This window comes from Ammoniphilus resinae (assembly GCF_017873965.1).
Lineage (GTDB): Bacteria > Bacillota > Bacilli > Aneurinibacillales > RAOX-1 > Ammoniphilus_A > Ammoniphilus_A resinae.
This window is the reverse complement of the sequence record NZ_JAGGKT010000013.1, coordinates 113,191-134,783: the sequence shown is the minus strand read 5'-3', so window position 1 is coordinate 134,783 and position 21,593 is coordinate 113,191. Positions and strand designations below refer to the sequence as shown.

Here is a 21,593-nt window from a genome sequence, read left to right as displayed (position 1 = left end):
TTTAAAAAAGATGACCCCTGTTCAATTCAGAGATCATCTTCTTAGAGCTGCCTAGACTTTTTTATAGCGTCCTTTACAAAGGGTACATTTTAAAAACTGAGTCGCCCCTGTTTTTATTCGTTAATCGTTTCTAACACAGCGTTGATAATGTGCTCGGAATTTGGCAGCCAATGGTCTTCTACCATTGACATTGGGTAAGGCGTATCAAATCCTGTTACTCTTTTCACGGGTGCTTCTAGAGAATACAGAGCTCTTTCATTGATCCTGGCAATGATTTCTGCACCCACTCCACCGGTTTTCACTGCCTCATGGACTACGAGTGCCCGATTTGTTTTTTCGACCGATTGGATAATCGTTTCCGTATCGATAGGTGAGATCGTACGAAGATCGATCACCTCGCAGGAAATGTTATGTTTATCCTGCAATTGCTTTACGGCATCCATGGTCACAGGAACCATGGGTCCCCAAGTAACAATAGTGATATGTGTGCCTTCCCGTACAACATTGGCTTTGCCAAGCGGAATTTGGTAGGGTTCAGCTGGGACTTCATGACGATATAACCGATAAAGTCTCATCGGCTCAAGGAATAACACAGGATCGGGATCGGCAAGGGCCGAGAGAAGCAGTCCTTTGGCATCATAAGCATTGCTTGGCATAACTACTTTAAGACCAGGCGTATGTAGGAACAGCGCTTCCAAGCTATCTGCATGCATCTCGGGGGTTCGAACGCCTCCACCAAATGGGGTGCGAATGACCAATGGAACATGGAAGCGGCCCTGTGAGCGAAAGCGTGTCCGCGCGGCCTGGGAGGCAATCTGGTCCATCGTCTCAAAGATAAAGCCAAGAAATTGAATCTCCGCAATCGGTTTCATCCCGTTTAGAGCCAAACCAATGGAGGTTCCAATAATGGCCGATTCAGCCAATGGGGTGTCAACGACGCGATTTTCACCAAATTTGGCTTGTAAACCTTCCGTTGCCCGGAATACGCCACCGTTATGTCCAACATCCTCTCCTAGAATGATGGTTCGCGGATCCTGCTCCAATGAAATTCTTAAAGCTTCATTTATGGCTTGGATCATTGTGAGGTTTGCCATTGGTTATCTCTCCCTTCCTCCGTGCTGTAAAAATTTCGTTTTCTGTTCAACCAGGTCTGGAGTAGCTGTACTGTATACATAATCAAATACATCGGCAGGATTTGGCTTGGGAAACGATTCCGCAGCGGCAATCGCCTCATCGACAAGGACCTTTGCCTGTTGTTCGGCATCCTTCTGCAACGATTCATTCCAGATACCCTTGTTTTCTAGGAACTTTCTTAAACGAATGATAGGATCTCGCTTATCCTTCCATTCCATAAGTTCATCAGCATCACGATAACGGGTCGGGTCGTCAGCCGTCGTATGGGAACCAAGGCGATAAGTAACCGCTTCAATCAAGGTGGGACCTTCACCTGCGCGTCCGCGGTCAACCGCGCGCTTCATTGCGTTATACACAGCGAAAAGATCATTTCCATCTACACGAATCCCTTCCATCCCATAGGCTAAAGCCTTTTGAGCGATGGTCGGAGTGGCCATTTGACGGTGCAGAGGAACGCTAATTGCCCATTGATTGTTTTGACAGAAGAATATAGTCGGTGCTTTATAAACGCTTGCAAAATTTAAGGCTTCGTGAAAATCTCCCTGTGATGTGGCCCCATCACCAAAATAGGTGACAGAGACTCTATTTTCACCCTTCAGCTTGCTTGCCCAAGCGGTCCCTACAGCGTGCAGAGTCTGAGCTCCGATAATAATTTGGTAGGGTAAGACATTCATATCTTCAGGAACATGTCCACCAAATGGGTGGCCCATGCTGAAAAAGAGGGATTGGTGCATAGGAAAGCCGTAATACATAAGACCCGCAAGGTCACGGTAGCTTGTAAAGAGCCAATCATCCTTTTCAATCAGTGCAAAGCTTCCAATCTGCGCCGCTTCTTGTCCACTGAATGGGGCATAGGTCCCGGTTCGACCCTGACGCTGAAGGTTCACAGCACGTTGATCAAAGTACCTTGTTATGATCATCCATCGATACATTTCTATTATTTTATCATCTGATAATGAGGGTAACTGACCGCAAACAACACCGTTTTCGTCTAGAACGCGGTAGAGTGGATAATCCCCATTCCATGTGTAGGTTTGCATTCCATCCCATCCTTCTCTGTTTATTTTCATCTGCTATTATTGACCTAAAAAAGGAGACTTCTACCATTCATTACTTTAATGTTCGATTTCTTTTCTTTAATTCCTGCCAAAAAATCTTACAAAAAAAGAATCAGAAGAAAATTGAAACGGAGGGGGAATGTTGATTTAAATGATTATTGGGCACTTTCTCCACTTGCAATATTGTTAAAAAGCTAATAAGCTTGAGTCAGTTGGTAAAATGAAAACGCTGTCTTTTTTGTGTGAAAAGGATTTAGGCGATTAAAATAGATTGGAGGGTGGGCGGATGTTTCTTACAGAATTATTACCACAGGAAAAAAAGGCTTTCCTAGAGCTAGCTCATCTAGTTGCTTCGATTGACGGGGCGATGACCTCGTCGGAAGAAGTATTTATGGAAGATTATAAAAGGGAAATGCAATTAGAGGAAGAGTATTCGATCGAGAATTGGTCGATTGAACGGATCCTGAAGGAATTTCGGAGTGAACGTTCCAGGCAGATTGCCCTGACAGAGATTCTAGGGATTATCTTTACCGATGGAATATTAAGTGATGAAGAGAGAAAATCCATAGAGTTGATTAAAAAACATTTTGGGTATAAAACTGACCAGTTTGAGAGTTATCGGGATTGGATTGATAGTATTAAGGAGCTTTCGCAAGAGCAATATCGACCAAGTGGTTAAGAAGAGCTTTATATGCGGTAGAATAAGGGGTTGCTCATCTTCTAATGGGCAACCCCTTAGATATCATCTTAATGCTGCCAAATATTTATCGTGAATCACCTGACGATGGTGACGCTCGTGTCCGGCTATAATGTAGGCAAGCGCCCGTGCAGAAACCTCGGTTTGATTGGCGGTCCCTCTTCTTAACCAGGCTTCATTAGACAGGGTTGACATCACCGCGATCGTTGAATGGCGGGTGGCCTCAAAATATTGAAGAAGATTGGAAAGCGATTGCTGATTAAAATTCGCATTGCGTACATAAAGTTGATCGTCAAATCCGGCTAAGTCGGTAGTATCACCGCGTCCTATGCGTAGAAGACGGTAACTCATAATCCGCTCAGTATCTGTCACATGCCCGAGGACCTCTTTAATACTCCATTTCTCGGGTGCATAGCGGAATAGAGCTTGTTCCTCTGTTAAATTATCGATTAGTATTTTCATCTCGGATAGCTGAGATTTTAGGATTTGTATTAAGTCCCCTTCCGGAATCACTTTCACGTAGGGTTCATAGTATTCTTGATATTCATCTTGATTCGGCACTTGTAACATCAAATTCCCTCCTGTTCTCAGATTTCTATTTAATCATACCATTTCCATCTAGATTATTGGAATAAATCCAAATGGTCATATTTTAAATTCATATGTAATTTGTGTAAGATAGAAGGAAAGAGTCAGGAAGGAAGAAGAGCGAAATGAAAAAAATCTGTGTGTTTGCGGGTTCAAACTTTGGTGCTAATTCACAATTTAAAACAAACGCGCGTGAGCTGGGAGAAGTATTGGTTGAAAAAGGTATGGAACTCGTGTATGGAGGATCCAACACTGGACTTATGGGAGAGGTAGCCAACCGTGTTTTGGAACTTGGAGGAAAGGTCACAGGTGTTATGCCAAAAGGGCTTTTTCGCGGAGAGATTGTTCATAAGGGTTTGACCCAACTGATTGAAGTTGACGATATGCACCAAAGAAAAGCAACGATGAGTGAACTTGCTGATGGATACATCGCATTGCCCGGTGGTTTTGGAACATTGGAAGAACTGTTTGAGGTCATCTGCTGGGCACAAATTGGCATCCACCAGAAACCAATTGGTATTTTTAATATCGATCAATATTACACCCCTTTGCTTCAGGCGATGAGGCATATGGTTGAAGCCGGATTTGTTAAAACATCGCACCAGAAATTGTTCTTAGCAGGTTCGGATGCTGCGCAACTAGTGGAAGCCATGTTAAACTACCAGCCACCAATATTGGAAAAGAAGTGGGACGAAGTGAAATAGCGGAAAATATTTCCGCTATTCCGTGGGATGAATCATCTTTTCTGGTTTCACAATCGTGTCGAATTGTTCTTCTGTAAGGAACCCGGTTTTCAATGCAGCTTCCTTCAAAGTGAGCCCTTCCTTGTGGGCCAACTTGGCAATTTGCGCTGCTTTTTCGTAGCCGATATGGGGGTTGAGGATCGTCACTAACATTAAAGACCTTTCTAAATTTTGTCTTATGACATCCATATTCGCTTCAAGATCGGCAGCACAACGGTCATTAAAGGAGTTCATCCCATCAGCAAGGAGACGACAGGACTGAAGAAAATTGTAAATAATCACTGGCTTAAATACGTTCAATTCAAAGTTTCCTTGGCTTGCTGCAAATCCAAGCGAAGTATCATTGCCCATCACTTGGCAGGCAATCATTGTCATGGCTTCACTTTGTGTTGGATTTACCTTGCCAGGCATGATGGAGCTTCCTGGCTCGTTGGCTGGAATAATGAGTTCCCCAATTCCACTTCGCGGACCACTGGCAAGCCACCGCACATCATTGGCAATTTTCATTAAATCACAGGCAAGAGCTTTGAGAGACCCATGCACATAAACAAGCTCGTCATGACTTGTTAAAGCTTGAAATTTATTCACTGCAGATACAAAGGGTCTGCCGGTTAGCCTACTAATTTCTTCTGCCATCATTTGTCCGAATTGGGGATGTGCGTTAATCCCCGTACCCACTGCTGTTCCTCCAATGGCCAACTCCTGCATCGACTCCATACTTTGCTTTAGCATCGCTTCGTTTTTTTCTAACATCCGGTGCCATCCGCTTACTTCTTGCCCCAAGGTTAAAGGAGTGGCATCCTGCAAGTGGGTGCGTCCAATTTTAATAATATCTTGAAACTGCTCCGATTTTTGCCGCAACGTGTCTTTCAATCTAATTAAAGATGGAAGAACATTTTCCTCAATCACAATCATCCCCGCAATATGCATGGCAGTTGGGAAAGTATCGTTTGAACTTTGGGATTTGTTCACGTCGTCGTTCGGGTGAATGCGCTCAGAACTGCCCGCCTGTTCCAGCCACTGGTTGGCACGATGGGCAATGACCTCATTAACGTTCATATTCGACTGTGTTCCACTTCCTGTTTGCCATACGACTAAGGGGAAATGGGCATCAAGTTTCCCGCTTAACACCTCATCTGCAGCAAATTCGATCGCTTGGGCTTTTTCCGTTGTTAATTTTCCTAAACGTTGATTGACGCGGGCCGCACTTTTTTTTATTAAGGCAAATGCGCGAATAACCTCACCCGGCATTTTTTCTATTCCGATTTTAAAATTGTTGAAGCTCCGTTGGGTTTGAGCCCCCCATAATTTATCCGCCGGGACCTGAACCTCACCCAGGGTATCGTGTTCTATACGGTAATCCATTAAAACGATCCTCCTTTATTAGTTTGTTATGCACTTCGGCGTAATACCGTTATCATTCCAATAAATAGTTGCTTTTACCTACATAATCCAGTATACCCAAGGAAACCCTGATTCATATGATAGTATTAGAAACCTTTTCACAGGAATATAACTTGACTTGGATCAAGTTATTTTTTATTGAAAATGATTATCATTAGACACATAATAGAAAGTAAGATTTGGAATGGATTGGAGGAAGGGATATGACTACTGCCAAGATGTACACCACATCACCATGGTTGGAAATAGAAGGGCCAAACCTTGGCTATATACAAGAGCAATATGAACGCTATCTGAATGACCAGGAGTCAGTGGACATGGAGTGGAGGGAGCTCTTTAGCAGATGGGGAGGGCCACCTACCTATTCTTCACAAACTTCCGTGGAATCAGAAGGTAACGCAGTGCAGTTTGTAGCCGACATGAGTAAGCTTGTTTCCGCCGTTAAGCTGATTCAGCATCTTCGCATCCATGGCCATCAAGCGGCTAACGTCAATTCCTTTAAGAAGCAGGAATATCACGAGCTGCTTGATCCGGCAGCACATGGATTGAGTAAAGACGACCTGGAGAAGATTCCGGCGAAAATTCTTTTTGCGGAGTCTCCCGAGTATTTAAAAAACGGGGCAGATGTTGTTGGATATTTGCAGAAAATTTATACAGGAACTACAGCATACCAATTTACACATATTCATGATCGAGAAGAGTGGAAATGGTTAAACCATATGGTGGAAACGGGGGCTTATCGGCATACGCTATCAACATCAGAACGAAAAGCCCTCCTAGAAAAACTGACAGACGTGGAGGAATTTGAACACTTCTTGCATCGTACCTTTGCCGGCCAAAAACGTTTTTCACTTGAGGGCTTGGACATTCTTGTTCCCATGCTTCAAGAACTAATTCGTGAAGGTGCGATTGAGGGTACTGAAACGGTGTTGATGGGAATGGCCCATCGCGGGCGGCTTAATGTGCTGGCCCATGTTTTGGAAAAGCCATATGAGGCTATCCTCTCCGAATTTTATCACAGCCCACATCCCGAGCTTGTTCCATCTGAAGGATCTATTGGTATGAGCCATGGATGGACAGGGGATGTGAAATACCACCTGGGAGCTGATCGGGAATTAGAAATTGAGCATTCCAACCCGGTCCGCATCGTATTGGCTAATAATCCAAGCCATTTAGAATTTGTTGGTTCTGTAGTAGAAGGCTACACACGGGCTGCCCAGGAAGAGCGGAAAGCTCCTGGTGCTCCTAAACAGGATTTAACGAAAGCCTTTGCCATTTTAGTGCATGGCGATGCGGCGTTTCCAGGAGAAGGAATTGTTGCGGAAACTCTAAATTTAAGCAGATTAAAGGGCTACAATACAGGCGGAACGATTCATATCATCGCTAATAACCAGATTGGTTTTACAACGGACAGCGAAGATTCACGTTCCACACAATATGCTAGTGATCTTGCGAAAGGTTTTGAAATCCCTATCGTTCGTGTCAATGCGGATGATCCGGAGGCATGCTTACAAGTAATTCATTTAGCTTTTGAATATCGGAATCGATTTCATAAGGATTTTCTAATTGATTTAGTCGGTTTTCGCCGTTTTGGCCATAACGAAATGGATGATCCATTCGCAACACAGCCTATATTCTATCACAAGGTTTCTGCACACCCAGGCGTAAGGACCTTGTATGCTGAGGAATTGGCTAAGATGGGGACCATCAAGAAAGAGGAGGACCACAGCCTAATAGAGGCGAGCCAAAGACGTCTGAAAGAAGCCTATGAGAAGGTGAAAAGTGGAAAATACTTGCCTGATGACAGTTCGGAAGAGCTCCAAGGGCAAGGGCAAGGGATAATCCAATCATCGGTTTCAGTGGATGATCTTCTTCAAGTGACGGATCAGTTGCTTGAATGGCCGCCGAACTTTCAAATTTATCCTAAGCTCGATAAGATTCTTCAGCGGAGAAAAGAGGCTTTTGAAGATGATGGTAAAGTGGACTTTGGTCATGCCGAAACCTTAGCTTTTGCGACGATTCTAAGGAAAGGGGTACCCATTCGCTTCACGGGTCAGGACACGCAAAGGGGAACCTTCGCTCACCGAAATTTAGTTTTGCATGACCAACAGACAGGTGCAGGTTATATGCCATTGCAACATTTGCCAGGTGCTAAAGCATCCTTTTCTGTGTATAACAGTGCCTTATCTGAGGCAGCTGTTCTAGGCTTTGAATATGGGTATGATGGAATTGCACAGGACACCCTGGTCTTATGGGAGGCACAATTTGGCGATTTTGTGAATGCTGCACAGGTGTTAATTGATACGTTTCTTGCGGCTGGTGAAGCAAAATGGGGACAATCCTCACATCTTGTTATGCTTCTTCCCCACGGATATGAAGGGCAAGGGCCTGAACATTCCAGTGCACGGCCGGAACGTTTCCTTCAGTTGGCGGCCGAAAACAATATGCGCATTGCTATTCCCACAAGTGCTGGCCAATACTATCACTTGCTTCGGGAACAGGCAGCATTTGTTGGGACACGGAAAGGTTGCCCGTTAATCCTCTTTACACCGAAAGGACTTCTTCGCCACCCTGAAGCGGCCTCAAGGCCACAGGATCTGGCCGCTGGAATGTTTCAACCGGTTCAGGAAAGAACTTTGGAAAGTCGAGGGGCTCGCCGCTTAATTTTGTGCACTGGAAAAATTTCCATTGAGTTGGAAACGGCCCTAAATACAGTCTCGGAGGCTGTGAAAAATGAGATAAAGTTGATCCGTGTCGAACAATTATATCCTTTTCCTGAAGAGGAATTACGGCGGGTCCTGGAGTCATGCCAAAACCTGCAGGAGCTGGTCTGGGTACAGGAAGAACCACGGAATATGGGAGCATGGACCTTTATTGAACCCCGCTTAAGGGGGCTAACTAACCTTACTATCCAATATATAGGTAGACCAGATCGGTCAAGTCCTGCGGAGGGTTTGGCAGATGTGCATAAAGCGGAACAACAGCGAATTATCCAAGAAGCAACTAGTGGGAAATAGGGAAAAGGATCCTAATCATTCGTGTAAGGTAGGAGGAGAAAAACGTGATCGAAGTAAAAGTGCCTGAGCTGGCAGAATCTATTACCGAGGTAACGATCGTGCGATGGCTGAAAGAAGCGGGCGACCAAGTCGAGCAGGGCGAAGAGCTTGTAGAAATTGAAACAGATAAAGTGAACATGGAAATTCATGCCGAAGGTAGTGGGCAATTGGCTGAAATACTTCAGCCAGCAGGGAGTACTGTAAGAGTCGGGGATGTGATCGCAACCCTGCAAAATCAAGGGGAGGCCTCTCTAAGTTCAAGTGAAAAAAAAGCAACAGAAAGCCCGGTGGTCGAGGCACAGGTCCAGCAGCCTTCGCAACCGACTGTAGAATCATCGGTCGTTGCATCACCCGCTGCCCGGCGTTTGGCACGCGAACAGCAAATTCCGCTTGAACGGGTTAAGGGATTGGATCCCTTAGGAAGAATTTATAAGGAGGATGTGAAGGCAGGTAATAAACTACATGAAACTAGGGAAAATCCGGTTATAGAAAAACAACTGCCATCTAGCCCACCGGTGGACAATAATGCTCAAGCCCCTTCGGATAGGCCAATTGAACGGATCCGCATGACAAAACGCCGGCAAACCATAGCCAATAGATTAGTATTTGCCCAACATTCTGCTGCCATGCTGACCACCTTCAATGAGGTTGATATGAATGAAATTCTTAAACTGCGTAAACGGCGTGGGGAAGCATTTCTTAAGGAGCATGATGTGAAGCTGGGTTTCATGTCCTTCTTCACCAAAGCTGTTGTTCGGGCTTTAAAGGAATTCCCATATGTAAACGCGGAAATCCAGGGCGATGAAATCATTCTGAAAAAGTATTACGATATCGGAATAGCCGTTTCCACTGAGGAGGGGCTTGTCGTTCCCGTCGTCCGAAACGCGGACCGTTTAAATTTTGCTGAGATTGAAGAGAAAATTAAAGAGCTTGCAGTGAAAGCAAGGAGTAAGAAATTACAACTATCCGATTTGCAAGGTGGTACCTTCACGATTACCAATGGGGGAACCTTTGGGTCCCTCTTATCAACTCCGATCATCAACGCTCCCCAGGTTGGCATTTTGGGTATGCATACGATTCAATGGCGGCCGGTGGCACTTGATGAAGAAAGAATGGAAAATCGCCCGATGATGTATGTGGCACTTTCCTATGATCATCGGATTATTGATGGAAAAGATGCAGTCAGTTTTCTCGTGAAAATAAAAGAGTTGCTAGAGGATCCGGAAGTGTTGCTGTTAAATGGATAGCTATTTTGAGGATGATGTTTTACATCATCCTCGTTACGATTTATGGTAAGATAGGGATATTATTTTTTATTCGTGAGGAAGGTACATACGTGGAATTATCGGCTCGAAGAAGAAAACTTAGTTCTGTCCAAATTATTGCTTCCTACTACGCCTTAACAATGATTTCCGCCGCCGTCCTTTTATGGTTGCCGATCATGCACAATCCAGGTGTTAAAGTCACGTTCATCGATGCTCTTTTCACCGCTGTAAGTGCGGTCAGTGTGACCGGATTAACCGTTTTGGATACGGCATCAACCTTTAATCTTGCGGGGAAGACGTTGCTGATTGTCTTGTTTCAGATTGGCGGAATTGGGATTATGGTGCTTGGAACCTTTATGTGGATCGTCCTCGGACGTGCTATCGGCCTTGAGCAGCGAAGATGGATTATGATTGATCAAAACCAGTCGACATTGGCCGGCCTTGTTGCTCTAATGCTTAGTGTGTTAAGAATTGCTCTTATTATTGAAGCGGTGGGAGCCATCTTACTCAGTGTCTATTTTATTTATAGAGGATACTACACAAATTGGCCCGATGCATTGTATCATGCTATTTTTGCATCTGTAAGTGCCTTCACGAATGCAGGGTTCGACATTACAGGAGAATCCCTGCAGCCATTTGCCAACGATTATGTGATTGTCATCATTCATGTCTTTTTAATTATCCTGGGAGGGATCGGCTTTCCGGTTTTAATCGAGATTAGTGAATACTTGGCGACGGTTCATTTGAAAAAGAAATTTCGTTTCTCCCTCTTCACAAAAGTAACAACATCGACCTATTTTGGACTTTTAATTGCCGGCATGATTGGATTTTGGCTGTTGGAAAAAAATCATTTTCTGTTCAACAAAAATTGGCATCAGGCTTTATTTTATTCCCTTTTTAATTCTGTAACGAGCCGCAGTGCAGGGCTAACGATGATGGACATGGCGTCAGTCACAGAGCCAACACAGCTCTTCATTAGTATGTTAATGTTTATCGGAGCTTCACCCAGCAGTGTGGGAGGGGGCATACGAACTACAACTTTTATCGTCGTTGTGCTAGCGATTAAAGCCTATATGAGAGGACGGCATGAAATTAGGATTTTCCGCAGAGAGCTGCATCCCGAAGATGTGCAAAAAGCCCTGATGGTTTTCATCTTTGCCATTATCATTGTAATACTGTCCATCTTCATTATTTTTGCGCGCGAACCTTTTCCGCTTACAGCGATTATTTACGACGTAAGTTCGGCATTCGGAACATGTGGTTCCTCTGTTGGTATCACATCTGAATTAAGTAGTCTTAGCAAATCCATCTTAATGCTGCTCATGTTTATTGGACGGATTGGAATCATACCATTCCTCTTGCTGTTGAAAAAGGATGAGAGAAAGAGCGGTTATCATTATTTGAAGGAACGCATTATTGTGGGGTAGTTGTTGGCGTCGGAGGGTAAAGGCTGGCTACCGTTAATCACTAAGAATTTGGAGAATGGGGCTCAATAGCGGAAAAATTTTCCGCTATTTGGTTTGGCGCTATAGTAACTTTTACTCCCCGCACACCGTCTCAATATGTAAGGGAAAGGGAGAGGTTCGAAGAATGCGTTATTTTATGATTTTATTATTTCTTTTCATCACCGCCTGTGCCACTAACGAGAAAAGTTCCCCGTTACCACAGCCAGCACCAACTGACACTGGAGTTTTATATGTAGCGCCGGTCGATTTATTTTCAGGGGATGCGAAGAAGTTTGAGGCATTTCTTGGTTCAGATGCTGGGGCGGTGGCACTTGAGTATGAAGGTCCGAAAACGAATATGAAGGTGGAAACGGAAATCTGGGAGAATGGGAAGAAGGTTCAGACTGTCCAATCTATGGTTTCTAATATAGAGGAAGGCGAAGGGAAAGGAAAATTCAAAGGGGAATTCATCATTTCGGCCCAGCAGGTGCAAGGGATGGATGAAAACTTCGAATATGATCTTAATCTCGTCTTGTTTCAGCAGGAAAAAGGTTACACAAGTATGAAGGGGACCATTCCAAAGGACAAAAAATATACAGCACAAATGCCGATCAAAATCGATGGGAAAATGGATGTTCCGGAAGATGAAAGCGTAGTAGTTTGGGGGATTCAAGCAACAGATCAGAATAGTCTTTCCTCCTACAGTTCGGTTGAAGAAACATTGAACAAGGCGAGGTGGGCCTTGATTGCTCGGATTTCACTTGATGACGAAGGGAAATAGGGGGCGACAAGATACAGGTGTGGGTATTTATTTGAAGTCATTCCACAAATGCGAGAAGGATTTCATTTCCCGTGACCTAGACCCCTTATTTTGTGACCTGGATCGACTATCATATGACTAAACGGCTCATTTCTTGCAGAAATGTCGAATAGGGAGCCCTTTACTACCAAAATTCACATAGGCTTTATTAATAGAAAGAGGACCGAGGATTCTATCATCGGTCCATCACAAATTTTAAAAAAGGGGCATAAAACGACTATAATCCCCAAAAGTGGACCCTACTTCTCAAATTCCATCCAAATCTGGCTTCACTAGCCCCTCACTCCCATCATTTCCGCTTCCAGCCAGCGGAGGCCATCTTTTTTCTAACGTATGCCAGTTGTCCCTGTAAGGGGATTCCGACGGGGCAGTTGTCGTCACAAGCCATGAGGCCGATACAGCCGAAAATTCCATCTTCAGAGCCAACCACATCGAAATATTCCTGTTCACTCCGCTGATCTCGCGGGTCCAACATAAAGCGTGCGACCCGGTTGACTCCCGCAGCTCCGATAAAATCGGGCTTGAGATTTGCCGTGGCACATCCCCCAATACAGCAGCCGCATTCAATACATCGTTCGGCTTCGTAAATCGACAGGGCGGTTTCATTATCCATTGGCTCCTCCGGTGCCCGCGGGTCAATTTCCTTATTGGAATGGACCCAGGATTCAGTGCGGATTGACATCTCACGAAACCATGTACCGGTGTCCACAGATAAATCGCCCAAGAGCTGGAAAACGGGAAGAGGCATTAGGGTAATGTTTTCCGGCAAATTCTTGGTTAAAGTTCGACAGGCAAGGGTAGGAGTTCCATTGATCAGCATCCCGCAGGACCCGCAAATCCCAGCTCGGCAAACAAAGTCAAATCTCAGAGTAGGATCCAAGGTTTCGCGAATCCGGTTTAGAGCGATAAAGAGGGTCATTCCCGGTTCTTCTTCAACTACATAATTTTGCATAGAAGGCTGTTGTTCCGGCGTTTCTGGATTGTACCTAAAAATCTGAAAGGTTAATTGACGTGGATTCATCTCACATACTCCTCTCTTGGGCTTACCCCTTTGACGGGATGCTCGCCTCACCATACCCACGATCACCGGGTGGCAATTCCGTAATCTTCACATCTTCATATTGCAGAGTCGGCTGATCAGCTTCCATCGGCCAATAGGCCAGCGTTCGCTTGAGCCAGTTGACGTCATCGCGTTTGGGGTAATCCTCGCGGTAATGGCTTCCCCGGCTCTCTTTGCGGGCAAGTGCGCCAGCTGCAATACAATAGGCTAACTTGAGCATTCCCTGGATCCGCAGGGCTGAAGCTAGTTCAGGATCAGCACCTTGGCCACCGCCGTACAACCCCACATGTGCAGCACGCTGGTGCAATTCGTGTAAACTGTTCACCGCCTGCTGAAGGGCCTCTTCCGTGCGGAAAATACCGACATTTTCACTCAAAACCTGCTCCATGTTACGGCGTAGTTCATATACACTTTCGCCACGCTTGCCCCTGGAGATCAAGGTTTGAATCCGCTCTCTCTGAATGCCTACATGATCGTCGACAAGCTTTGAAGAAACCTGCAGAGAAGCCTCCTTGGAATATTTCGCAATTTTATCCCCGATGATCATTCCTGCAACAACGGTTTCGGCAAGAGAATTTCCGCCTAGACGATTGAACCCGTGCATATCCCAGCAGGCTGCTTCGCCAAGGGCAAACAGTCCGTTCAGCCCATAAGCCATCCCATCGATATTGGTCCGGATTCCTCCCATACTATAATGTTGGGTGGGACGAACCGGAATGAGATCATGAACAGGATCAATTCCCGTAAAATTACGTGAGATATTTGCAATTTCCCGTAGATTGGTGTTGATGTGCTTTGCTCCCAGGTGTCTGATGTCTAGCCAAACATGCGCACCATAAGGGCTATCTACCCCGTACCCCTGCCGAATATGCTGCATAATCCGCCGGGAAACAACGTCTCGGGAGGCGAGCTCTTTTTTCTTCGGTTCATAATCTGGCATGAAACGGTAGTGGTTTTTATCCAACAGATAGCCCCCATCACCACGAGCCCCTTCAGTAATTAAGATCCAGGAGGGTACAATTCCAGTTGGATGAAATTGCACGGCCTCCATATTGCCTAATGGTATCACCCCTGTATCCAAAGCAATGAACATGCCATTTCCTTCATTGATAATGGCATTGGTTGAAGCGCCATAAAGCCGACCGTATCCACCTGTGGCGATGACCGTAGACCTGGCAGTATACACGCGAAGTTTACCAGTTCGCAGGCATCGAGCAACAACACCGCTGCAGGTTGTGCCATCGTGGATTAAAGACAAGGCCTCGGTTCGGTCGTGTACCGTGATGCCCAGCTTGAGAACCACACTGTCCATGGTATAAAGCAAGGAATGACCTGTGCCGTCTGCTGTATAGCATGTACGCCATTTGGCCGTTCCACCGAAATTCCGTGCCGTGATTAGCCCTTCTTTTTCGGGATCCTCATGGATTTCTTGTCCGTCGTACACCCGTGATCCTGCAACTACCCGATTCCAGGGAACTCCCCAGGCCGCCATTTGGCGCACGGCAATGGGCGCTGTTTCGGCGAACAGGCGGGCAACATCCTGATCACAGCCCCAATCCGATCCTTTCACGGTATCTGCGAAATGTACGTCCGTATTATCTCCTTTGCCCATTGCGCTATTTCCTAAGGAGGCCTGCATGCCGCCCTGCGCAGCAGAGCTGTGGGAACGTCGAGGAGGAACTAAACTTAACATCATCACTTGCAGGCCTTGTGAGGCTGCCTCAATGGCAGCCCGCTCACCTGCTAATCCAGCACCAACGATTAATACATCTGTGGTAAAAAGATCATATTGACTCATATTGAACCTCCGTGGGAATAAAATACTGCCAAACTTATCAGCCCTAGCCCAACTGTCAAGATCGTGATGATTAGCAACACCGTTTTTAAGCTGCGTCTTTTCATGTTGGTCCATTTCACCAATGTTCGGTACAGACCAACGCTGGCGTGATATTCGGCGAGGAGCAGAAGGACGATGTAGAACCACAGCATCCATGAATGAACCCGATCCGCACTAAGTTCTGTATTGATTCCCGCATAAACCACAACGAACACATGAATGATAATCAGGATCAGCATGGCGCTGCCTGTAACTGCCTGGAAGAGCCAGGACCAAGTGTCATGATGCTTAATTGTTTTGGCATGACGCCAAACAATTTTTTGCTCTTGCCACCTCCCGGGGATGCGGCGGAGAACAGTGCCGACATGTGCCGCACCGGCTAAGATAATAAAAATAACGGCTACTGGCAAAAGTCCAAAGTCCTCCATAAATTTAGCCAGCGTGTTAAAGGCTTCTATGCCGAGCAGAATGGACGCGACAAAAATCATGTGTGTCCAAAGGAAGCCTACTAACAATAAACCACTTACAGTTTGGACCAACTCCACCCATAGATCCATTTTCCGATTTTGCATTAAGGCTCTCTGTAAATGCATTTCCATCCTCCTTTAAGGCGAATTGTTTTTCTTATGTCATTTCTTGGTGGTTTAGGTTGTATGGGACCAATCACTTGTTTGCACTTTAAACAGACAGGGACAGGGGTTTGCAGATCATACACGTCATCATAAACAAAGGGGTCATCAGACAAATAGGTCATGTGGGTAGGGGCGCCACAGCAATGTGATAGAATCATGGGAGGCTCTTCCTTTCTACAGGAATGGTCAGTGATTCACCGTGAAGACGTGCTAAGGACAGGAGGGGAAGTACATGTATTGGTCTCTTGTAGAGAATATTCGGAAAAATGTGGGGATATGCTCTAAGACGCGAAAAATGTTCTTTCATTCCGCGAAAAAAATGATCTCTTGACATGAAATCTACTATAATGAAAGTATGAACCGGATTTGCGATGAAAAAGGAGATTTTGTCACATGTTTATGGGGGTAGTCCTGCTTGCCCTATGGAGTATGAGTATTTTACTCATTATTAAAGATCGGAAGGTGCCATCGAGCCGATGGGCCAGTTTAACTGCATTTATCGGGGGATTCGGCTTTTTGGCAGGAATCATAGACGACGAACTACGCCCTGTTTTACAGGATTTCATCAATCCTTCTTTTGATGTGATGCTGCACTATGCAGCAAATACAGCTTCTTTGATCTGTCAAATGGGAATGCCGTATGCCTTTCTATTATTTGCCTTGCATTCTTGGCCAGCGATCAAAGAACAGACCAGAAAATGGGTAGCAGGGATCGCTATGCTTCCTATTATCTACAGTCTAGTTACAACACCGGTTGTTCCAGAGTTACTCATCAATTATCGGATTACGAATATCTGGGTTGTTCCCTATTTGCTATTCAGCTCGCTTTTATTGGTGTACCTCTATTTTCACGAGAAGGATCCGCTTCTAAGAAGAGGAAGATATGTGGTGCTCATGATCGGGGTTGCCCCCATTCTGTTTATAACCTTAACGATTTATATCTTCCGTCTTTATGGATGGTATGAAGCATGGAGATATAATGCTCTATTAATTTTTGCGCAGTTTCTTCTATTTGTCGGTTTTGCCTTAAAACACGGCGTATTGGGAGTGAAATTAAGCGTTGAACAGAATCGTCTGAATATGACCTTGCGAGCATTAACCTCTGGAACAAGTATTTTAAATCATTCCATTAAGAATGAAGTCGGAAAAATGCAGCTGATTCTCCATCGTTTAAACAGGCTGACGGAGGGTCAACCGGAAATTCGTGAGGATATCCGAGATTTGCAGCAATCGACAGAACATATGTTGAACATGGTGCAACGGATTCAAGGAAAGGTACAGGAAATTCCTTTAAAGGAATCGGATTGTCCAATGGATGAATTGCTCAACCAAGCGATCGATCATGTGCAGCCGTATTTGCAGCAAAAGCAAATTGAATTGGTTCTGGTTAGCAAACCGCGTTGGACGCTTCGGGTGGATCCTGTTCAGCTCAAGGAAGTATGGATTAACCTGCTAATGAATGCCATTGAAGCCGTTCCTGTAGGGGGAAAGCTGGAAGTTGAGTCCTATGTTTCAAAAAAATATTTTGTCTTTGTTCTGAAGGATAATGGAAAAGGAATATCAAAGGAGCAGCTTGCTCATGTTTTTGAACCGTTCTTTTCCACGAAAAAACATTCAGAGTCCCATTTTGGACTAGGTTTGGCCTACTGTTATCAAGTTTTGCGAAAACACCAAGGTTTGATGGAAATGGACAGTACGGTTGGCAGTGGCACTCGTGTTTACTTGTATATTCCGAGGAAAAGACAAATGAATGTGAGTGAAATGGAGCAAAAGGAGGGGGGACACAAGAATGAGACAAATTCAGGTCATGATGGTGGAAGATGATCCGGTTTGGCAGCGAGGAATTGCGGATCTAATAGGCGCCGAATCCGGTATGCAGATGGTATGCTTGGCTAGTACAAAAGAAGAGGCCTTGGAAAAATGGGCGGCTAACGAAATTGATGTAGTTCTTATGGATATTAATCTCACGGAGAACAACCTAGATGGCATTGATACCGCAATGGAAATCATGGATCAGGGTAAACCAGTCAACATTATTATGCTCACTTCATTGGATCAGGAGGAAGTGATTCTTGATGCCTTTGCGGCGGGTGTAGTGAATTATGTCAATAAACTTCATTTTCAAGACATTCCTTCAATGATTCGATCAGCCTTCGAACAGCAGTCTGTGATCCATTCTTCGGCCGCAGAGGTTTTACGAAAGGAACTTGTGCGTCTACGTCGGGAGGAACAGAAGAGCTTATTAACCAATGCAGAAAAGGATATTTTGAAAATGGTTCAACAGGGGCACACGCAATCTGAAATTGAAAAATCCCTGTTTATCACCAAGCGTACAATTAAAAATCATATTAACAGAATCCTGAAAAAGATGGGGGTTTCCTCTAGTAAGGAAGCTGCTGAGATCGCTAAAAAAAAGAAGATGATCGAGTAATTCAATTTACCTTTTTCCGAGAGAGGTACCAAGTAAAGTTGGTACTTATGTAATTCGTAGAACCCTGTAAAATGAAAGGAAAGAACAGGAAAAAGGTGATATGCAATGGAATTTCTTCTGAACATTATGAGATGGTTTATACGATTATTTTTTAGGGTGAAAATACAAGGATTAGAAAAGCTGGATTTTTCCCGCCCTGTGATTCTTATGCCAAACCATACTTCATTACTAGATGCGGTTTTTCTTGCACTATTTCTTCCGAGTAACGTCACTTTTGTCGTTAACACGGGGATCGCCCAGCGCTTCTCCTGGATGATGAAGTTTCGCAAACATATTATGATTAACCCGCACAATCCATATTCCATCCGTCAGATGGTACGAATTGTAAATCAACAGCAGCCACTGGTAATTTTTCCAGAGGGACGAATTACGACGACTGGTGGGCTAATGAAAATATACAACGGGATTGGATACCTAGCTTTACGTACAGGAGCATCCATTTATCCCGTGATTCTAAACGGCCTTGAACGATCAAAGCTTTCTTATTTGGGAGACAAACAGCGGACCCACTTGTTCCCCCGTGTGAAAATTACGATTGAAACAGCCTTCTCCTTAAACCGAGAAGAAGGAAAATCGATGAGGGTACAAAAAAAGCAAGCAACGGAGCACATCTACCGTATTTTGCAAAATGCCTGGTTAAACAGCAGGTTAAAAGAGCAAGTGAATTTGTACAATGAATTATTGCATAGTGCCCGCCTTAATGGTGCTGACCAGACGATTGTAGAGGACCCAACGCAATCATTATCCTATCGTAAGCTCATTCTAGCAAGTCATGCATTAAGTCAAAAGCTGATTCAATACAAAAAGGAGAACAGAATGGGGGTTCTTCTTCCTAGCTCTAATGGACATCTCATTGCACTATTTTCCTTTTTTCGGATCGGCATCACACCGGCTATCTTGAATTTTTCACAAGGGATTCAAACGGTCCGCGAATGCTGCGAAACCGCTGAGATTCAGACCATCTTAACCTCTAAGCAGTTTATAGAAAAAGCAGGCCTGCAGGAACTGCTTTCACAACTGGAAAGATCCTATAGAATCGTGTATTTAGAGGATCTCAAGGATCTGGTTACGTATTACCATAAAGTGCGGGCTTTGATTGATTACTTAGTCGGTCACAAGTCACAAGCAGATACAAACGAACTAGTTTTATTTACATCGGGAAGTGAAGCGAAACCTAAGGGCGTCGTGCTTACCCATCGAAATATCTATGCGAATATCCAGCAAGTGCTGTGTGCAATTGACGTGACAGCCAAGGATAAAATTTTTAATGCGCTGCCGATGTTTCACAGCTTTGGTTTGACTGCCGGAACCATCCTGCCAATTCTCACCGGTGTACAGACCTATTTATATCCAAGTCCTTTGCATTATAAGGCGATCCCGGAGCTTTGCTATGATAAAAATGCAACCTTGTTGTTTGGAACCTCGACGTTTCTTGCTGGATATGGTAGGTTTGCGCATCCTTATGACTTTTATTCCATACGCTATGTTGTTGCTGGGGCGGAGCCTTTGAAAGATGAGGTTCGTCAGCTGTGGATGGAAAAGTTTGGAATTCGAATCTTGGAAGGGTATGGGGCAACGGAGACATCTCCTGTTTTATCGATCAATACTCCGCTCGCTTATCAGAAAAATACAGTTGGAAGGCTATTGCCCGGTATGGAAAAACGGATTGATCCTATCGCGGGAATCGAACGAGGGGGCAGGCTGCTCGTTAAAGGGCCCAATGTGATGAAAGGTTATTTGTTGCATGGTGAAGGTTTCCGTCCAGCGGATGAATGGTATGATACGGGAGATATCGTGGATGAAAACGAGGACGGCTTCTTAACCATTCAGGCTCGCTTGAAGCGATTCGCTAAGGTAGGGGGAGAGATGATTTCCTTACAGTTGGTCGAAACACTTGCAGCACAATGCTACGATCATCCAGAGGTATCGGCTGTCACCGTCCCGGACTCGCGTAGGGGAGAGAGAATCTATCTTTTTACGACAAAACAGGAGGATCGTCTAGAGGTTCTACGCAACTGGCTCCAGCAGCATCACTATTCAGCTATGTTAATCCCGGCGAAGGTGATAGCTGTTCATCAGCTTCCTCTTTTGGGTAGTGGAAAGACAGATTATGTGACGTTAAAACAATGGGCCATCAACCAAGACAGGAGGATCCTATGAATATCATCAATCCACTCCGCTCCCTACGTGTCTTGAACATTGCGCAGTTTATTAGTGCATTTGCCGATAATGTAATTTTCTTTGTCATATTAGGATTGTTAGCCAAAACAGGGATTAATGAACCCGAGAGGGAAATGGCAGTTGTACAAATAGGCTTTCTGCTCGCTTACGTGGTTTTAGCTCCATTCGTTGGGGCGTTTGCCGATCGCCAGCGAAAGTCGAAGGTATTGGTCGTTGGCAACAGTCTTAAGGCAGTCGGTATTTTGTTTATGATTGTGGGAGCCTCTCCAGTAATATCTTATGCCGTGGTAGGAATTGGCGCAGTTGTCTATTCACCAGCAAAATATGGGGTATTGGTGGAGATCTGCCGCGGGCAATCCCGGTTATTGATGAAGGCAAATGGTCAATTGGAATCATCGACTATTGCGGCAATTTTATTGGGAACACTAGGGGGCGGGTACTTAGCAGCTTATTCTCCTCTTTTCGGGATGGCAGTATGTTTCATTTTGTATTTGATCTCGTTAGTTCTAAGCCCTTTTATTCAATGTGATCCAGGTAATGGGGAAATACAATATAAGCAATCGGCTCAGGCATTTTTTCAGGAAGTGAAACTGCTTTTCAGCATAAAAAAAACACGTTTTACCCTTCTAGGCACTAGTGCCTTTTGGATGACCTCGTCCGTACTTCGGCTTGCTTTTTTGATTTGGTTGGCGGAGCAGCTTTCCATTACCGATAAGTTTCAGCAGTCCATGGTTGTCGGCGTGACAGGGGTTGGAATTGTTGTAGGGGCTTTGCTTGCCCCTTACCTTACTACCGTAAATAGATTTTATAAGTCCTATCTTTATGGATTCCTGATGATGCTGATTATTCTTGTTTCCGTGTTTCCATTCCATTTGTACATCACCGTGATTGAATTGTTTCTCATCGGCACCCTTGGCTCTATATTCTTAATCCCGATGAACGCTGTTTTACAATTAGAAGGAAAAGATATGGTGGGTTCCGGGAAAACGATCGCAATCCAGAATTTTAGTGAAAATTTGTTCATGGTATTAGGAGTGGGGGCGTTCCAACTAAGTTTAACCATAGGGGTTCCAGTTCAGCTTGCAATGGTTGGGGTAGCAGCCTTGCTTGGTGGGGTATTGCTGTATTTGCGGATGATGATTCCTAATTTGACGGGTGAAACACAAAGGTAAAGGGCACCCC

Annotated in this window: 17 protein-coding genes; 10 read left to right on the top strand and 7 right to left on the bottom strand. The window is 44.8% G+C overall.

The genetic code is table 11. The features are described 5' to 3' along the window. Positions 1 to 113: 113 nt before the first annotated feature. Complete coding sequence (locus J2Z37_RS18860) at positions 114 to 1,094, bottom strand: alpha-ketoacid dehydrogenase subunit beta (RefSeq protein ID WP_209811851.1); 981 nt, start codon at positions 1,092 to 1,094, stop codon at positions 114 to 116. Between the two features lie 3 nt (positions 1,095 to 1,097). Continuing rightward, entirely contained in the window at positions 1,098 to 2,174 is a 1,077-nt protein-coding gene (gene pdhA / locus J2Z37_RS18855; protein WP_209811850.1) for a pyruvate dehydrogenase (acetyl-transferring) E1 component subunit alpha, read from the bottom strand. Positions 2,175 to 2,478: 304 nt separating this feature from the next. Between pdhA and J2Z37_RS18850 the strand changes: the two genes are divergently transcribed. Then, positions 2,479 to 2,871, top strand: coding sequence for a tellurite resistance TerB family protein (locus tag J2Z37_RS18850; RefSeq protein ID WP_209811849.1), 393 nt, complete (start codon positions 2,479 to 2,481; stop codon positions 2,869 to 2,871). A 63-nt stretch (positions 2,872 to 2,934) separates the two neighbouring features. Here J2Z37_RS18850 and J2Z37_RS18845 read toward each other — a convergent pair whose 3' ends face one another. Then, positions 2,935 to 3,459: a DinB family protein gene (locus tag J2Z37_RS18845; protein ID WP_209811848.1), complete on the bottom strand. Its 525-nt coding sequence runs from the start codon at positions 3,457 to 3,459 to the stop codon at positions 2,935 to 2,937. Positions 3,460 to 3,602: 143 nt separating this feature from the next. Between J2Z37_RS18845 and J2Z37_RS18840 the strand changes: the two genes are divergently transcribed. Further along, the gene (locus J2Z37_RS18840; protein WP_209811847.1) at positions 3,603 to 4,181 is read left to right on the top strand and encodes an LOG family protein; all 579 of its coding nucleotides are present in this window, start codon (positions 3,603 to 3,605) and stop codon (positions 4,179 to 4,181) included. 15 nt (positions 4,182 to 4,196) lie between these two features. On the opposite strand, the gene fumC is transcribed toward J2Z37_RS18840, so the two are convergent. Then, the gene (gene fumC, locus J2Z37_RS18835) at positions 4,197 to 5,585 is read right to left on the bottom strand and encodes a class II fumarate hydratase (protein WP_209811846.1); all 1,389 of its coding nucleotides are present in this window, start codon (positions 5,583 to 5,585) and stop codon (positions 4,197 to 4,199) included. Between the two features lie 242 nt (positions 5,586 to 5,827). Here fumC and J2Z37_RS18830 point away from each other — a divergent pair, with 242 nt between their 5' ends. From J2Z37_RS18830 to J2Z37_RS18815, 4 genes are all read left to right on the top strand, one after another. Further along, positions 5,828 to 8,641: a 2-oxoglutarate dehydrogenase E1 component gene (locus tag J2Z37_RS18830; protein WP_209811845.1), complete on the top strand. Its 2,814-nt coding sequence runs from the start codon at positions 5,828 to 5,830 to the stop codon at positions 8,639 to 8,641. A 44-nt stretch (positions 8,642 to 8,685) separates the two neighbouring features. Then, positions 8,686 to 9,927 (top strand): 2-oxoglutarate dehydrogenase complex dihydrolipoyllysine-residue succinyltransferase, encoded by a 1,242-nt coding sequence (gene odhB / locus J2Z37_RS18825; protein ID WP_209811844.1) that lies wholly within the window; start codon positions 8,686 to 8,688, stop codon positions 9,925 to 9,927. 89 nt (positions 9,928 to 10,016) lie between these two features. Next, positions 10,017 to 11,372 (top strand): TrkH family potassium uptake protein, encoded by a 1,356-nt coding sequence (locus tag J2Z37_RS18820; protein WP_342453855.1) that lies wholly within the window; start codon positions 10,017 to 10,019, stop codon positions 11,370 to 11,372. A gap of 163 nt (positions 11,373 to 11,535) precedes the next feature. Next, entirely contained in the window at positions 11,536 to 12,171 is a 636-nt protein-coding gene (locus J2Z37_RS18815; RefSeq protein WP_209811842.1) for a hypothetical protein, read from the top strand. Between the two features lie 328 nt (positions 12,172 to 12,499). Here the strand turns inward: J2Z37_RS18815 and J2Z37_RS18810 are convergent, their stop codons facing one another. Genes J2Z37_RS18810 through J2Z37_RS18800 form a run of 3 tightly spaced genes read right to left on the bottom strand, consistent with a single transcriptional unit; the run spans position 12,500 to position 15,700 of the window. Beyond that, a complete protein-coding gene (locus J2Z37_RS18810; RefSeq protein WP_209811841.1) occupies positions 12,500 to 13,231 on the bottom strand; it encodes a fumarate reductase iron-sulfur subunit in 732 nt (243 codons plus the stop codon). A gap of 22 nt (positions 13,232 to 13,253) precedes the next feature. After that, positions 13,254 to 15,068 (bottom strand): fumarate reductase flavoprotein subunit, encoded by a 1,815-nt coding sequence (locus J2Z37_RS18805; RefSeq protein ID WP_209811840.1) that lies wholly within the window; start codon positions 15,066 to 15,068, stop codon positions 13,254 to 13,256. Continuing rightward, complete coding sequence (locus J2Z37_RS18800) at positions 15,065 to 15,700, bottom strand: succinate dehydrogenase/fumarate reductase transmembrane subunit (RefSeq protein WP_209811839.1); 636 nt, start codon at positions 15,698 to 15,700, stop codon at positions 15,065 to 15,067. Before J2Z37_RS18800 ends, J2Z37_RS18805 begins: the two co-directional genes overlap by 4 nt. Before the next feature lie 432 nt (positions 15,701 to 16,132). Between J2Z37_RS18800 and J2Z37_RS18795 the strand changes: the two genes are divergently transcribed. The 4 genes from J2Z37_RS18795 to lplT all read left to right on the top strand — a co-directional run bounded on the left by J2Z37_RS18795 (position 16,133) and on the right by lplT (position 21,583). Further along, a complete protein-coding gene (locus J2Z37_RS18795; protein ID WP_209811838.1) occupies positions 16,133 to 17,563 on the top strand; it encodes a sensor histidine kinase in 1,431 nt (476 codons plus the stop codon). Beyond that, a complete protein-coding gene (locus tag J2Z37_RS18790; protein ID WP_209811837.1) occupies positions 17,529 to 18,170 on the top strand; it encodes a response regulator in 642 nt (213 codons plus the stop codon). Before J2Z37_RS18795 ends, J2Z37_RS18790 begins: the two co-directional genes overlap by 35 nt. 105 nt (positions 18,171 to 18,275) lie before the next feature. Next, the gene (locus J2Z37_RS18785; RefSeq protein ID WP_209811836.1) at positions 18,276 to 20,390 is read left to right on the top strand and encodes an AMP-binding protein; all 2,115 of its coding nucleotides are present in this window, start codon (positions 18,276 to 18,278) and stop codon (positions 20,388 to 20,390) included. Further along, a complete protein-coding gene (gene lplT / locus J2Z37_RS18780; RefSeq protein WP_209811835.1) occupies positions 20,387 to 21,583 on the top strand; it encodes a lysophospholipid transporter LplT in 1,197 nt (398 codons plus the stop codon). The genes J2Z37_RS18785 and lplT overlap by 4 nt, the downstream gene beginning before the upstream one ends. Positions 21,584 to 21,593: the final 10 nt, after the last annotated feature.

Bases quoted from the DNA above. Each gene is read 5' to 3' on its own strand.
- J2Z37_RS18860 (WP_209811851.1), bottom strand. From the start codon at position 1,094: ATGGCAAACCTCACAATGATCCAAGCCATAAATGAAGCTTTAAGAATT.
- pdhA (WP_209811850.1), bottom strand. From the start codon at position 2,174: ATGCAAACCTACACATGGAATGGGGATTATCCACTCTACCGCGTTCTA.
- J2Z37_RS18850 (WP_209811849.1), top strand. From the start codon at position 2,479: ATGTTTCTTACAGAATTATTACCACAGGAAAAAAAGGCTTTCCTAGAG.
- J2Z37_RS18845 (WP_209811848.1), bottom strand. From the start codon at position 3,459: ATGTTACAAGTGCCGAATCAAGATGAATATCAAGAATACTATGAACCC.
- J2Z37_RS18840 (WP_209811847.1), top strand. From the start codon at position 3,603: ATGAAAAAAATCTGTGTGTTTGCGGGTTCAAACTTTGGTGCTAATTCA.
- fumC (WP_209811846.1), bottom strand. From the start codon at position 5,585: ATGGATTACCGTATAGAACACGATACCCTGGGTGAGGTTCAGGTCCCG.
- J2Z37_RS18830 (WP_209811845.1), top strand. From the start codon at position 5,828: ATGACTACTGCCAAGATGTACACCACATCACCATGGTTGGAAATAGAA.
- J2Z37_RS18815 (WP_209811842.1), top strand. From the start codon at position 11,536: ATGCGTTATTTTATGATTTTATTATTTCTTTTCATCACCGCCTGTGCC.
- J2Z37_RS18810 (WP_209811841.1), bottom strand. From the start codon at position 13,231: ATGAATCCACGTCAATTAACCTTTCAGATTTTTAGGTACAATCCAGAA.
- J2Z37_RS18805 (WP_209811840.1), bottom strand. From the start codon at position 15,068: ATGAGTCAATATGATCTTTTTACCACAGATGTATTAATCGTTGGTGCT.
- J2Z37_RS18800 (WP_209811839.1), bottom strand. From the start codon at position 15,700: ATGCATTTACAGAGAGCCTTAATGCAAAATCGGAAAATGGATCTATGG.
- J2Z37_RS18795 (WP_209811838.1), top strand. From the start codon at position 16,133: ATGTTTATGGGGGTAGTCCTGCTTGCCCTATGGAGTATGAGTATTTTA.
- J2Z37_RS18790 (WP_209811837.1), top strand. From the start codon at position 17,529: ATGAGACAAATTCAGGTCATGATGGTGGAAGATGATCCGGTTTGGCAG.
- J2Z37_RS18785 (WP_209811836.1), top strand. From the start codon at position 18,276: ATGGAATTTCTTCTGAACATTATGAGATGGTTTATACGATTATTTTTT.
- lplT (WP_209811835.1), top strand. From the start codon at position 20,387: ATGAATATCATCAATCCACTCCGCTCCCTACGTGTCTTGAACATTGCG.